The following is a 13,609-nucleotide window of genomic DNA, read 5'->3' as shown; positions in this document are numbered from 1 at the left end:
ACCCGTGATTGGATGCAGGCAGACCTTAAGGGAACAGACCCTCGATTCAGCTCACTTCGCCACACGCACAGCACACATTCGCGCGAGACTCGATCTCCCTCAAGTCGTTGTGAATATTAATAAATTCTGGATCACTCGCTAGAAATTGATTTGCTGGCAAGAAGCCGTGAGCCGGTACCCCGGACGAACCTTTCACACCTGTCGGCGATACCGGCCGGACCGGGTGGTGGGCAGCTCGATCCGCATTTTGCGGACCGCGTCCCCTCACGGCCTTTTGCCTCTTTTTCCTTGCACACCGTTTGCCCGAAGTGCCACGTTGCCCGGCAATCAAACCACCTGGAAGAGAATGAAAATGGCGCAAAACAGCTGGAACATAGCGGTCATCCCCGGCGACGGCATTGGCAAGGAAACCGTTCCCGAGGGACTGCGTGTCCTGAACGCGGCGCAAAAGCGATTCGACCTCGGCTTCGAGTTCATCGAGCATGATTTCGCCTCCGCCGACTATTACGTGAAACACGGCGAGATGATGCCGCCTGACTGGAAGGAACGGCTGGGCGCGAGCGACGCACTCTTCTTCGGCGCGGTCGGATGGCCGGACATTGTGCCCGACCACATCTCGCTCTGGGGATCGCTGATCCAGTTCCGGCGGGAATTCGACCAGTATGTCAGCCTGCGTCCGGCGCGCGCCATGCCGGGCGTGCCGCTGCCGCTCGCCAATCGCAAGCCCGGCGACATCGACATGATGATCGTGCGCGAAAACACCGAGGGCGAATATTCCTCGATCGGCGGCAAGATGTTCCCCGGCACCGATCGCGAAATCGTCATGCAGGAAACCGTGATGAGCCGCACCGGCGTCGACAGGATCCTGAAATATGCCTTCAACCTTGCCGAACAGCGCGGCGGACGCCTGACGTCGGCGACCAAGTCGAACGGCATCTCCATCACCATGCCCTATTGGGACGAACGGGTCGCCGAGATGGCGACACATTATCCCGACGTGAAGGTCGACAAGTATCACATCGACATCCTGACGGCCCAGTTCGTGCTGCACCCCGACTGGTTCGATGTCGTCGTCGCCTCCAACCTGTTCGGCGACATCCTGTCCGACCTTGGCCCCGCCTGCACGGGCACGATCGGCATCGCCCCCTCGGGCAACATCAACCCGGAAGGCACATACCCTTCGCTCTTCGAACCGGTCCACGGCTCGGCGCCCGACATTGCCGGAAAGGGCATCGCCAACCCGGTCGGCCAGATCTGGGCGGCGGCCATGATGCTCGATCACCTTGGAGCGGGCGAGGCGAGCCAGGCGATTGTTACGGCGATCGAACGCGTGCTGTCCGAACAGGCTCTCAGGACACCCGATCTCGGTGGCCCGGCGGACACGAAGACCTGCGGGACCGCGATTGCAGACGCGGTTATGGAAACCCCTTAGATGACCGCATCACGCTTCCTCCAGGGGTTTGCACTGAAGACGGCGAACCTGCCCGGCGTCGACATCAATTATGCCTGCGCAGGTGAAGGCCCGCCTGTCCTGCTGCTTCACGGCCATCCGCAGACACACATTGTCTGGCGCAAGGTCGCGACACGGCTTGCCGCCGCCGGATATACGGTGATCGCCCCGGATCTGCGCGGCTACGGCGACAGCGGCAAGCCCGGGAGCGATGCCGAGCACCTGCCCTATTCCAAGCGGGTGATGGCCGGAGACCAGATCGCGCTGATGGAAAGCCTCGACCACGAGCGGTTTTCCGTCATCGGCCATGATCGCGGAGGCCGCGTTGCGCACCGGCTGGCGCTCGATTTTCCGGACGCGGTGGAGCGCCTTTCCGTTCTCGACATTGCCCCGACACGCACGATGTATGCGCAGACGGACAAGGAATTCGCCACGAGATACTTCTGGTGGTTCTTCCTGATCCAGCCCCATGATTTTCCCGAAAGGATGATCGGCGGTGACCCGGAATATTTCCTGCGGCGCCACATTTCCGGCCAGGTCAGGACAGAAGGCGCGGTCGGCGAGGACGCCATCGCCGAATATCTCAGAACCTATCGCAACCCGGAAACGATCCACGCGATCTGCGAGGACTACCGCGCTTCGGCCACGATCGACCTGGAACACGACGAAGCCGACGCGCACCACCGCGTAGCCGCGCCGCTTCTCGCGCTCTGGGGCGCAAAAAGCGTTGTCGGCGAACTTTACGATGTGATCTCGACCTGGCAGGAAAAGGCGGACAACGTGACCGGCTGTGCGCTCCCCTGTGGCCACGCCATCCCTGAGGAAGCCCCCGACGAATTGACGGCAAGGCTGCTGGCGTTCCTGTCCGGCCGTCCGGCGCACACCTGATCGGCTGCTGCCGGGTCTCAAAAGGCAATTGAACCGCGCGACGGACCCTTGTTCGGAATTGTCGTCCGGCAGAGGCTGCAATTGGCCATCTCTCCGCCACTGCCAGACGAAGGCAGAGACAGTCTCATCCTGAGGAAGGCCGCAGGCCTGTCTTGAAGGATCTGCTAGAGGACAATACCGTGCGGCCCATCCTTCGAGACGCCCGCTTGCGCTGCCTCAGGATGAGGTGAGTTGGCGCTACCGGTCATACGCCCCTCCACCGTCATCCCGGACGCAGCGCAGCGGAGATCCGGGATCCACTCGTTTCCAGAGCAGGAGTTTCGCAAGCACAACGCAACCGCCCACCCCTGCCCCCGGCTCACGCATCCGCCGCAGCGTGGATTGGATCCCGGATCAAGTCCGGGATGACGCCGTTGGGTGCGGTCCGGCGTGCGGCTTGAGAACGACAAGAACAACACCCTCATCCTGAGAAAGACCTCAGGCCTGTATTGAAGGATCTGCTAGAGGACAATACCGTGTGCCCCCTTCGAGACACACGCTTGCGCGCCTCAGGATGAGGTGAGTTGGCGCTACCGGTCATACGCCCCTCCACCGTCATCCCGGACGCAGCGCAGCGGAGATCCGGGATCCACTCGTTTCCAGAGCAGGAGTTTCGCAAGCACGACGCAACCGCCCACCCCTGCCCCCGGCTCACGCATCCGCCGCAACGTGGAATGGATCCCGGATCAAGTCCGGGATAACGCCGGTGGGTGCGGTCCGAACAGACTTGACCAGTCCCAGAGCCTCATCCTGAGGAGGACCGGAAGGTCCGTCTCGAAGGATGGCGGCAGGCATGTGTGCGCGGCCCATCATTCGAGGCTTCGCTTCGCTCCGCACCTCAGGATGAGGAGCAGACCGGAACCGACACCTCCGGGACCGCTCCCGGACGCGCGCAATACGGCATCGTGCTTCCGGCAGACTCACATCCCCCTCACCGTGACGGCGCAATCGTGAACTCGCCGATCGCGACGGCTTCCAGAAGGGCGGCTTCCGCAGCGCTGACAAGGCCGGTCCGGGGCGAGCCGTCCCGGCTTGCCAGACCCAGCACCCGGCTCGGGCTGTTGTCGCCAAGCGACAGCGTCTTCAGCGGCAGGCGGCCGCTTTCGCGGATGCAGCGCTGCGGCACGATGGAGATCCCGAGCTCCGCAGCGACCATGCTGGAAATCGCCTCCAGGCTTTCCAGCTCCATCGCGTCATGGACCGGGATGGAGCTGTTCTGCAGCCAGGTTTCGATCTGCCTTCCCACCACCGCGTCCCGGTTGAAGCGGATGAACGGGCGGGAACGCAGCAGCGCCTCCGGGGAGAGATCTTCCGTCGTCTGCGAAACCAGCAGAACCAGCACCTCCTCGGCGAGCCTTGAAAAACGCATCGACCTTGAGAGCAGGTCGGGGCGCGAGATGACGGCCGCATGGATCTGACCGCGATCGATCTGGGAAAGCAGCTGGTTCGACAGCCCAGGGACAATGCGCACACGAATGCCCGGATGCCGCTTTTTCAATTCCGACAGCGCGAGCGGCACCAGCCCGGTGAGCGTTGTCGGAACCGCGCCCAGGATCAGCTCGCCGGAAATCTCGTCCTTCGGCGACACCCGGTCGGCCAGACCGTCATAGGCGGCAATGACCATCTCCGCCTCGCCCACCAGCGCAAGTCCTGTCTCCGTCAGCTTCGGCGTCCTCAGGGAGCGGTCGAACAGGGTCAGGTCCCACGCCTCCTCCAGGGTACGCATCTGCAGGCTGACGGCGGACGGCGTCAGGTTCTCCGCCTCCGCCGCAGCACGAAAGCTGCCGTGGTGATGGATCGACAGAAGCGTGCGCAGCGCGCGAATGCTCATGAATGGTCTCCTGGCCGGGCAAAGGGCTTATTCTGATAAAGTTTTTCTTGTGTTTTGATAAAGGAAAAATCGTTTTTATCAATTTGATTTTATGATTATGGTCGCGGCCAATCTCAAACACGCCGGATAACACGAGGCTCCCGATGGTCGCTCCGAGAACAAACGATTACCAGCTGATCACTGCCAAACCCTTTGCCCCGAACCTCGGCGCGGAGATCTACGGGGTGGATCTGAGCGAGCCCGTGCCGGACGATCAGTTCGACGAGATCCGCGACGCCTTCTTCCGCTACCAGGTCCTGTTCTTCAAGGAGCAGAAGGAAATCCCGCCCGCGCAGCACATCGCCTTCGGCAAGCGCTTCGGCCCGCTGCATGCGCACCCGGCCGCACCGACGATGGAAGGCTACCCGGAGATCTTCGAAATCCACGCCACCAAGGACTCCAAGGTGGCGAATGGCGAGTTCTGGCATTCCGACGTCTCCTGCGACGAGACGCCCCCGCTCGGCACCATGCTGCAGATCAACATCCTGCCGCCCTGCGGCGGCGACACCATGTTCAGCGACATGTATGCCGCCTATGACGATCTGTCGGACCCGGTGAAGGAGATGCTCGGCGGGCTCTCCGCGCTGCACAGTTCGGAGCACATCTACAAGGGCCGCTATAGTGACCGGGGCCGCAAGGATGCGGACATCGAATGCCCCGAGGCGGTGCACCCGATCGTGCGCACGCACCCGGAGACCGGCCGCAAGTCGCTCTTCGTCAACCGGACCTTCACAACCCGCATCATGGGCCTGTCGGACCATGAAAGCGACGCGATCCTCGAGATGCTGTTCCAGCATGCCGAGCACATCAACTACCAGATCCGCTTCCGCTGGTCGCTGAACGACATGGCCTTCTGGGACAATCGCTGTTGCATGCACCGCGCGATCTGGGACTATTGGCCGGAGGAGCGCAAGGGCCGCCGTGTCACCGTCAAGGGAGAACGGCCGGTCTGAGAGCTGGCCTGAAAAGCGGCCTGAAGCAAGGGGGGCGGCGGAATGCGCGCGGCGGTCGTTCGGACATTCAACGAGGATCTTGTCATCGAGACGGTCGCCGATCCGGCCTGCCCGGATAACGGCGTGGTGCTGGAGGTCGCCGCCTGCGGCGTCTGCCGTTCCGACTATCACGGCTGGACCGGCGAACATCCGAAGGTCGTCAGCGGGTCGATCCTCGGCCACGAATATTGCGGCACCGTCGTCGAAGCGGGCCCGAACGCCCAATATGCCGTTGGCGACCGGCTGATCGCCCCGTTCATCCTCAGTTGCGGCCGCTGCCCCGCCTGCCAGACGGGTGTTTCCAACACCTGCCCGGACCAGATCGTGCCGGGCTTCGGCACACCGGGTGCCTATGCGCAATATGTCGCCGTGCCGTTCGACCACAATCTCGTGCGCCTGCCGGAGTGGCTGTCGCCGGCGCTGGCCGCAGGTCTCGGCTGCCGGGTCACGACCGCCTGGCACGCGCTGACCGACCGGGCCGCCGTCACGGCCGGGGAATGGGTCGCCGTTCACGGAACCGGCGGCATCGGCCTTTCCGTCCTGCTGCTGGCCAAGATGCTTGGCGCTCGGGTCGTCGTCGTCGATATCGTCGAGGAGAAGCTGGACTACGCCCGGCAATACGGTGCGGATGCCACGGTGAACGCGTCCGAAGGCGATGTCGCGGCAAGGATCCGCGAGATCACCGGCGGCGGCGCGCAGGTCTCCATCGAGGCGCTCGGGATCGAGGCGACGACCAATGCCTCGCTCGAGTGCCTCGCTCTTCTCGGCCGCCACGTCCAGGTCGGCATGCCCTCGGGCAGTGGCCGGATGGAGGTGAACATGCGCGCCATCTACACCAAGCAGCTTGCCTTCTACGGCACCCGTGGCATGCCGTCGTGGAAATACCCCCGCCTTCTCGACATGATCGAACGCGGCGCAGTCGACATCCGCCCGATCGTCGCCCGCGAAGTCCCCCTTTCCGCCGCCAGCGCGGAACTCCGCGCCATGCACGGCCCGACGTCACCGGGCACGGCGGTTATCACGGATTTTAGCGCCTAGCATCCGGCAACCTGGTTCGCGTTGGTCTGTTTTACAAGCTCCTGCTCGGACGCCCGGATCATGCGCTGTCCCGACATCCGGGTTCCCAGCCAGCCGAATTCCGTGCCCGCATTCGAAATGCTCGGCACGATCGGCTCGGGCGTTATCTTTCGGGCCGCGCCATCCGCGTAGTCCGCGATCGCGAAGCGGAAAATGTAGGTTGGCGACAGGCCAAGGCGATAATCCGAGGCGACAATCCTGCCGTCGATGAGATCGGTCCGGACGAAGCCGTCGCTGAACCAGAGCATCTTGCGGTACTCCGGATCGTCGGCGACGCAGGAGACGAGCGACGCGTCATAGGCGTGCGAATAGACAATTGCGTCTTCGTCCCCGTCGAACAGCGACACATAGAGATTGTGATACTGGCCGTCCGCCTGGCCGATGACACGCCACAGCAGCGTGTTGAAGGGCGTGACCACGGTCTTCACGTTTTTGACGTCCAGGCCCTTCGCGGCAAATATCGCTTTCCCCCGATCATGAATGTAGGCCTGAACGGCAAGGCCCCACACCAGATACCCGGCGCTGAAGACAAGTGATCCGGCAAGGAACCTGCTCAACCCCTTTGACCATTTGCCGCTGGCGAGCGCCCAGACGACAGCGGCAAGCAATGGAACGGTGAAGACGGGATCGATGATGAAGACGGATCCCGTCCCGACGGGATCGGGATGAAACGGCCAGAAAATCCGCGCGCCGTAGGCGTTCATCGCATCGAGCAGCGCATGGGTTGTCAGACACAGGAAAACGGTCATCCAGACAAGTGCGCGGTGGTGCTTGAGAGAATTGAAACCCCGAACCAGCACCTCGCCGATGACCGGCGTTGCAAGCACATGAATGAAGAACGAATGCGACCAGCCACGGTGATAGACATATTGATCGATCCGCGTCTCGAACGGGATCAGGACATCCAGATCCGGCAGCGTTGCGATCACCCCGCCGATCAGCGCTGCCTTTCTCGGTCCCGTCTTCGAGCCGAGACACGCCGCGGAAAGGGCTGCACCGAGGGCAAACTGTGTCAGCGAATCCATTCTGTCTGCGTGCTCCGGACATTCGAATTGAAAGGTGGAAAGACGTTCACCCGACCCAGGGCGACAACACGCGCGCGAATTTCTGCGCACCAGGGTCAGGACACCAGATAAAATGTCTTTTCGCCCTGATAATCCGGAAGAACACGGAAACACTCTTCCGAAAAATCAAATAATACCACCAAGGTTCTGACAAACCCAACGAGCCCCGGACCGCGCCGCCTTCAGGACCGGATACGTTCGCTCAGTCGCGCGTCTCGTTCCGCTCCGGTGGATTGCCCGTTGCGCGCGCGACAATCTCCGCCGCGGCGAAATCATGCGAGGCGGCGATCGCGAGATTTGGCAGCCGCTTTTTCAGCGCGCGCACCTTGGCAAACGACGCGCGCAGGACCTCTGCCTCCCCGACGCCCGGAACAACGTCCTGGTCCAGAAGAGCAGCCTCGTAGGTCAGGTCGCCGACCAGCAGGATCGGGTCCCACCCCGCCTGGCGGATCAACATTGACAGCGACCCCCTGGTGTGTCCCGGCGTCGGCAGGAGGATCATCGATCCGTCCCCCAGAACATCATGGATCCCGTTAAAGCCGTCGAAAAGCGGATCCTCGGTGGGTGAAAACCGGATCTGCCGCCACTTCGCCGACGGGATTTCCAGATGCTCGCGCAGGATCCATTCCCGCTCCGGGTGGGGCTCCGACAGGATCGACCACTCCCGCTCGCTCACCAGCAGATCCGCCTGCGGGATCTGCGCGATCCCGCCGGTGTGGTCGAAATGAAGATGCGAAATCACCGCTGTCCTTATGTCGCCTGCAGAAACGCCCGCTCTTTCCAGGACATGGTCGATGCGGTCCGCTTCGCTGAGGTCAAACCGGAAGATGTGCGGCAGCAGGAAACGGCCGATGGCCTGCGAGATATAACCCTTGTCCCATGTGATCGCCGGATCGATGCCGGTGTCGAACAGGATCGGTCCGTCGCGGTGCGCGATCAGGAAGAACTGCAGCGGCAGCGGCACCCACTCTTTGGAAAAGAACACCCACCAGAGCCTCGGCATCCGGCTGCCGAAGCGATGCTCCCGGTGCTGCTCCGCCCGGCCGCCATTGAGCACCCGCACCGCGGCAATCGGCGGCTCGAGCCCGGCCCCTTCTGTCGGCAAATCGGCATGCGCATCACCCATGACAAATCCCCCGGAAGACTGTTGCGCGATCAAACCTCCTGCACCGGCGCGCTCAGGCAGAACCGTCGCAACGGTCCCTCCACCGCCAAACCCGGCACGCCCGGCTGAGTAGCATCAGAAACCCCGCACCGCCTTGATCTTGGTCAGGGGAGGGTCACGTAGCGGAAATGTGGGACGGTTCTTGGGGGGTCGGTTGTGAGAAACGAGGGCGATCTCTGAAACACCTGAGGGTCTTGGACGGGCCGACATCGCCGGACTTGACGGTCATCACGGATCGTCTGGTCTAGAGGGCGCCCGTGGATAGAAGGGGGTGTAGGGTCGATCTCAACCTGCGACGGCCACGAATTGTGAGGCGGTCAATGACCGGCCGCTCGTGCGGCTCCGGATGGAAGCTTTAAGCACTTTTGTTGGAACGACCGGAGTTTTTCCAGAGAGTTAGGATGTGATTGATTGGCGCCCGGTCAAGTCGGCGCGCATTCCGGCTGATTTCAGCGATCCACTGTCATCTTGAAAACCAATTTGAAACGCCATGAGCCTCAACAAATCGGAATCGGCGAGCGAATTCTGCGTCATTGAGTGATCTACGCAGCCAAGCAATATCCACCCGTTGTCGGAGGTTGGGAGGTCAGTGCCAACGCTTTGCATAAATCCAAGAAAACACAGAAAGGACGAATTTATTTCGAATAATGTCGCATAAATTGCACAAATTGAGTATACTACCTTGATTGAATGCGACGGTGTCGATGCCACAGTTTTGTTTGCAAATATCAAGTGATTGAAAAGAATCGTGATTTTCCGCGCGAATCTGATTCCAGCATCGATTTTGCCATCCGAAGAAAGGCCAATCCAGCAAGAAAATTACCGTAGAGGCAGGATAGATAATTTTTAAATCTTGGGAGCGAGACTAATGCATAGTATTGGTGATATTGAAAAAAATTTGCTATCCGGCGAAAATGAACCAGTATTACGCGCCTATCTTGGCGACGAGTTATTTAATGAGTTGAAACCGCTAGCTGATGAACTCAATCGGATTTCTCAAGATGAGAGCGCTTCTTTCCTTGCAAGTGAAAGAGCGCGAAAGCACGTCTACGTACTGCCTGGGATTATGGGCTCGAGACTCTCGGCGCGCAGGTTTCTGCTGGATGACCTTATCTGGCTCGATCCGAAGGAAATTCCTCTGGGTGGGCTCAAGAAACTGAAGCTCAGCGACAACTCACGCGAAATCTATGCGTCCGGTGTGATTCAACCCCCTTATTTGAAGCTAAAGTTCAGTCTGCGGCTTGCCGGTTACAGAGTGACTGAGATGCCATATGACTGGCGATTGACCGTTGCGGAGCTTGGGCGTCGGGCACACGCAAGAATTCAAGCGGACGGTGTCAGCAATGCCATCTTGGTGTGCCACAGTATGGGTGGGTTGGTTGCACGAGCCGTTGCCGACCTTGATCAAAACAAGTCACTCGTTGAGCAGGTCGTGACCATCGGCACGCCGAACTACGGCTCTTATTCACCTGTCGAGGTCTTTGCCTTAACAAGCAAAATGCTGAGGGCGATAGGCAAGATTGACCAAATTCACACGCCACAACAACTTGCCAAGGATATCATCCGGCATTTTCCTGGTCTGGTGGAGATGATGCCGTCGCCCGATCGTCGGCCTAGTGAACCCTTCTTCACTCCAGCTGGCTGGCCTTCCGGGGGTGCTGCTCCGACAGCGGTGACCCTGCAGAATGCGGATCAAAACCGTGCCAGCCTAGCCGCACCTGACACTCGGTTTTATCAGATCATAGGTATCAACCAATCAACAGTGCAGTCAGCTCAGTTGAGCGAAAGTGGGTTTACCTTTTTCAGTAGCTTCGACGGTGACGGTACGGTCCCAAGGGACCTCGCCGAAATGGGCGATGTTCCGCGCTACTACGTGGAGGGTGAACACGGCTGGTTGGCCAATCAAGGCGACGTTATTGATGCCGTAAAAGATCTGATTGCTGAGAAAAAAACGGATGTCTTGCCTACAAGGCCACCGGCTTCACTGACCAGTCTGGCGAGCGAAGGCGCAACAGCGACTGGTGTTGCGAGCGCTGAACTTCGTACCCAGATCGACAATCAGATGCCTTCAGCCGGAGAAATGACCGAGAATGATATCCTTGGTCAATTCGTTGGCGGCGGACATCAATCGATGATGTCCACCGATATCGAGGGGGCAGCCGTCAAAAAATCTCAGTCAAGCGATTCAGCGAATATTCCCGGACCGCAATCCGCAATCTTCAGCGAACGCTATACTCAAACTGCAACGGACGCTGGTGCGACGAGCTTCATCGACAAAATCGCAGGATACCCCATCGGCGCCCTGGAGAACGCCGTTGATGTTTGGGAAATCAATGAGGAGCGGCGCATCGCAAGCGAGAAGCATGCAAGTGTCGGTGCCTCTCTGAAAGCCGAGCCGAAAGAGCGGCAACAGCTCTACACCAAGCGTTTGGCAGATGAGGTTAAGCGGATCATTGAGGAAGACCCGACACTGCAAGTCCCGACTGCTATCGCTGAAACGCTCAGCACGATGGAAAGTGGTCTGGATGGCATAAACAATGAACGTATCGTTGGAGACTTTGAAGAATTTGTCTCCGTCAAGTATTTGAAGCGTGCGCCTATCGTTCTGCGAAGCGTCGGCAGGATCACATACAAACACGCGCCGCAAAGCGGCTTCGGAACCGGTTTCCTGGTTGCGCCAGGCATCTTGATAACGAACCACCATGTGCTGCCGACAATGGAGGAAGCCCGCAGATCCATGGTGCAGATGGATTATGAGTTGCGCTTCAGCGAAGGCACGCTGCCCTCGCACGAATTCCATCTGCTGCCGGATCAGTTCTTTGTCACCAATGCTGAGCTCGACTTTAGTGTCGTCGCGGTGGCACCGAACTCCCTCACCAACAACGCCTCCTTGAGCACGTATGGATACATACCGGTGATGGATGTTCTGGGAAAGGCGCGCGCTGAAGGTCCGGTCAATATTATCCAGCACCCGCAAGGCCGCCTCAAGGAAGTTGTGTTTCGCGAAAGCAAAATGCTGCCGCTGCCAGAAACGACGCCAGCCAATACGACAGCCACGGGCCACCTGCGCGATAATGTGCTTCAATACACAGGCGATACGCTTCAGGGCTCGTCAGGGTCGCCTGTCTTCAGCGATCGCTGGGAGGTGATCGGATTGCACCATTCAGGTGTTCCACAACGCAATGAGGCCGGTGACTATCTGATGGATGATATGGTGACATATCGCAGTGTCGCCGACCTCAAGGCCAATCCTCATATGCAAAAGAATATCTATTGGCGGGCCAACCAGGGTATTCGGATCTCAAAGATCATTCGGCATCTTGAGGCAGCGCAAAATGCTTCGCAGTCACCGAAGGAAATAGAATATCTGGAGCGTATTCTGAAGATCGGACGCAATGCCGGCAGGAACGGGGCATTCGCCCACATGCGTCCAAGGGTGCCGGACCCATACATCAACAGCGATGAAAGCGACAAGACTCGTCACCCGGAACCCATGCCGGCATCCGGCAACGATGCTTCGTCGGCCAATGAATACAGCTCCGGGAACATGCAAACTCGAGCTGAAAGCGGAGAGCAACGGTTTCAAATTTCCGTCCCGCTTGAAGTGACCGTTCGGCTTGGTGGCCACGGACCGGAGGCCGTTTCAACAGTCGTCACCCCCCCTCGCGAACCTTTCTCAATCGCCTCCGAACGGCGGTACAGACCGGAAGAGCTTGCGGACCGGTTGGGATTTGACCGCAGTTTCCTGTGCGAACGAGTCGAAATGCCGAAGCTCTTGAACACCTCACCTTACAACCTGGTTCAACGCCTTGACGGAAACGGCTCCGAGCTGACTTACGACCATTACAGCGTGCTCATGTGCAAGGAACGCCGCCTGGCCTTTGTGTCGGCAGGCAACTTCGATGCCAGTGCTCGCAAAAGAGCAACCCGTGACAAGGAACCGTGGAGCCTGGACCCGCGGATTGGCAGCGAACATCAAGCCAACAATGATTTTTACAAAAGCAACGATCTCGATCGTGGACATCTGTTCCGTCGCGCAGACGGGGCATGGGGAAAGACACGGGACGCCGCCATTCGCGCCGATCACGACACCTATTTTTGGACGAACATTGCCCCGCAGCACAAAGTCTACAATCGGAGCAGCCTGGAACAGGAGTGGCTTTTGTGGGGCCAACTGGAGAACCATGTGGCCGCACAGGCACGCGATGGTCGTGTTTCCATCTTCAATGGGCCGGTCTTTTCCACCGATGATCCAAGCCATCGAGGTCTCCAGATCCCGCAAGCCTTCTGGAAAATCGTCCTCAGCTGCGACAATGGCCGCCTGAGGGCTCACGCTTTCCGTATTGGCCAGGAGAGTCTTTTGAATGATTTGCCCGCTGAACGCTTTTCGGCTGGAGCATTTGGCGTCTATCAAGTGAAGATCCGCAACTTGGAACGCGACCTGCATCTGGACTTCGGCCGGCTCACTGGTCGTGATGCCATGGAAGATCTTTCTCTCGCTGAGAGCTTGCGCGGAACAAGCGGCATTAGGGTGCTGCGCAGCGTGGATGACATCGTGCTCTAGCAACAGACCCTAGATCTGGTGCTGGTGACAATGGATCTGTCATACGCAAGCAGTCGGCGAACATCGGTGGCGCAACCGTTGCGCTCGACGCTGAGACCAGGTTCTGGAACTGCCTCGAACGCAGACCGGATTGTGCTCAAACATTCGGTCCCAAACCGTGTCCCGGCACCTTTCTGAAGGGTCGACACCATGTGCTCGACCAGATCCCCCCCTCACGCCCGGTACGCCGGCAGCGGCGCACGATCCTGCAGGTCGATCATACGGCGGAGCATTGTTTCGGTGACGGTGTGGCGGGTGGCGGCGGCGCTTGGGGCGTCGTAGAGATTGGTGAGTTCGTGCGGATCGGCCTCAAGGTCGTAGAGCTCGTTCCAGTCCTCGCCCGCGCGCAGGGACATGCGGTAGCGGTCGGTGACGACCGTGCGCACGCGCTGGGGGCGGTCGAAGCCGGTCATGGTGCGCTGGCTGTCTTCCTCCACCACGATCGCCTCCGGCGGCACCGT

At 59.9% G+C, this 13,609-nt stretch carries 9 protein-coding genes; 5 read left to right on the top strand and 4 right to left on the bottom strand.

Translation table 11 applies throughout. The annotated features are described in order from the left end of the window. The first annotated feature begins 352 nt into the window (after positions 1 to 352). Together ACO08A_RS16510 and ACO08A_RS16505 are read left to right on the top strand one after the other, a co-directional pair. Positions 353 to 1,432 carry a tartrate dehydrogenase gene (locus tag ACO08A_RS16510; RefSeq protein ID WP_422037082.1) on the top strand — a complete coding sequence of 360 codons (1,080 nt, stop codon included), beginning with the start codon at positions 353 to 355 and terminating at the stop codon, positions 1,430 to 1,432. After that, positions 1,433 to 2,338 (top strand): alpha/beta fold hydrolase, encoded by a 906-nt coding sequence (locus tag ACO08A_RS16505; protein WP_422037081.1) that lies wholly within the window; start codon positions 1,433 to 1,435, stop codon positions 2,336 to 2,338. A 970-nt stretch (positions 2,339 to 3,308) separates the two neighbouring features. On the opposite strand, the gene ACO08A_RS16500 is transcribed toward ACO08A_RS16505, so the two are convergent. Next, a complete protein-coding gene (locus ACO08A_RS16500; RefSeq protein WP_422037080.1) occupies positions 3,309 to 4,208 on the bottom strand; it encodes a LysR family transcriptional regulator in 900 nt (299 codons plus the stop codon). A gap of 143 nt (positions 4,209 to 4,351) precedes the next feature. On the opposite strand from ACO08A_RS16500, the gene ACO08A_RS16495 reads away from it, so the two are divergent. Beyond that, positions 4,352 to 5,200 (top strand): TauD/TfdA dioxygenase family protein, encoded by an 849-nt coding sequence (locus tag ACO08A_RS16495; RefSeq protein WP_421979447.1) that lies wholly within the window; start codon positions 4,352 to 4,354, stop codon positions 5,198 to 5,200. 42 nt (positions 5,201 to 5,242) lie between these two features. Continuing rightward, the gene (locus ACO08A_RS16490; protein WP_422037079.1) at positions 5,243 to 6,277 is read left to right on the top strand and encodes a zinc-dependent alcohol dehydrogenase family protein; all 1,035 of its coding nucleotides are present in this window, start codon (positions 5,243 to 5,245) and stop codon (positions 6,275 to 6,277) included. Here ACO08A_RS16490 and ACO08A_RS16485 read toward each other — a convergent pair. Continuing rightward, positions 6,274 to 7,341: a metal-dependent hydrolase gene (locus tag ACO08A_RS16485; protein WP_422037078.1), complete on the bottom strand. Its 1,068-nt coding sequence runs from the start codon at positions 7,339 to 7,341 to the stop codon at positions 6,274 to 6,276. The genes ACO08A_RS16490 and ACO08A_RS16485 overlap by 4 nt on opposite strands. A gap of 241 nt (positions 7,342 to 7,582) precedes the next feature. Then, positions 7,583 to 8,506: an N-acyl homoserine lactonase family protein gene (locus ACO08A_RS16480; RefSeq protein ID WP_422037077.1), complete on the bottom strand. Its 924-nt coding sequence runs from the start codon at positions 8,504 to 8,506 to the stop codon at positions 7,583 to 7,585. Between the two features lie 907 nt (positions 8,507 to 9,413). Here ACO08A_RS16480 and ACO08A_RS16475 point away from each other — a divergent pair. Beyond that, positions 9,414 to 13,109 (top strand): DNA/RNA non-specific endonuclease, encoded by a 3,696-nt coding sequence (locus tag ACO08A_RS16475; protein ID WP_422037076.1) that lies wholly within the window; start codon positions 9,414 to 9,416, stop codon positions 13,107 to 13,109. Positions 13,110 to 13,321: 212 nt separating this feature from the next. Here ACO08A_RS16475 and ACO08A_RS16470 read toward each other — a convergent pair whose 3' ends face one another. Next, the gene (locus ACO08A_RS16470; protein WP_422037075.1) at positions 13,322 to 13,588 is read right to left on the bottom strand and encodes a sulfatase/phosphatase domain-containing protein; all 267 of its coding nucleotides are present in this window, start codon (positions 13,586 to 13,588) and stop codon (positions 13,322 to 13,324) included. Between the last annotated feature and the right edge of the window lie 21 nt (positions 13,589 to 13,609).

This window comes from Roseibium sp. (assembly GCF_965232425.1).
Classification (GTDB): Bacteria; Pseudomonadota; Alphaproteobacteria; order Rhizobiales; family Stappiaceae; genus Roseibium.
This window is presented reverse-complemented; position numbering and strand designations above follow the sequence as displayed.

Coding starts and splice junctions, on each gene's coding strand:
- ACO08A_RS16490 (WP_422037079.1), top strand. CDS start 5,243: ATGCGCGCGGCGGTCGTTCGGACATTCAACGAGGATCTTGTCATCGAG.
- ACO08A_RS16485 (WP_422037078.1), bottom strand. CDS start 7,341: ATGGATTCGCTGACACAGTTTGCCCTCGGTGCAGCCCTTTCCGCGGCG.
- ACO08A_RS16505 (WP_422037081.1), top strand. CDS start 1,433: ATGACCGCATCACGCTTCCTCCAGGGGTTTGCACTGAAGACGGCGAAC.
- ACO08A_RS16510 (WP_422037082.1), top strand. CDS start 353: ATGGCGCAAAACAGCTGGAACATAGCGGTCATCCCCGGCGACGGCATT.
- ACO08A_RS16475 (WP_422037076.1), top strand. CDS start 9,414: ATGCATAGTATTGGTGATATTGAAAAAAATTTGCTATCCGGCGAAAAT.
- ACO08A_RS16480 (WP_422037077.1), bottom strand. CDS start 8,506: ATGGGTGATGCGCATGCCGATTTGCCGACAGAAGGGGCCGGGCTCGAG.
- ACO08A_RS16495 (WP_421979447.1), top strand. CDS start 4,352: ATGGTCGCTCCGAGAACAAACGATTACCAGCTGATCACTGCCAAACCC.
- ACO08A_RS16500 (WP_422037080.1), bottom strand. CDS start 4,208: ATGAGCATTCGCGCGCTGCGCACGCTTCTGTCGATCCATCACCACGGC.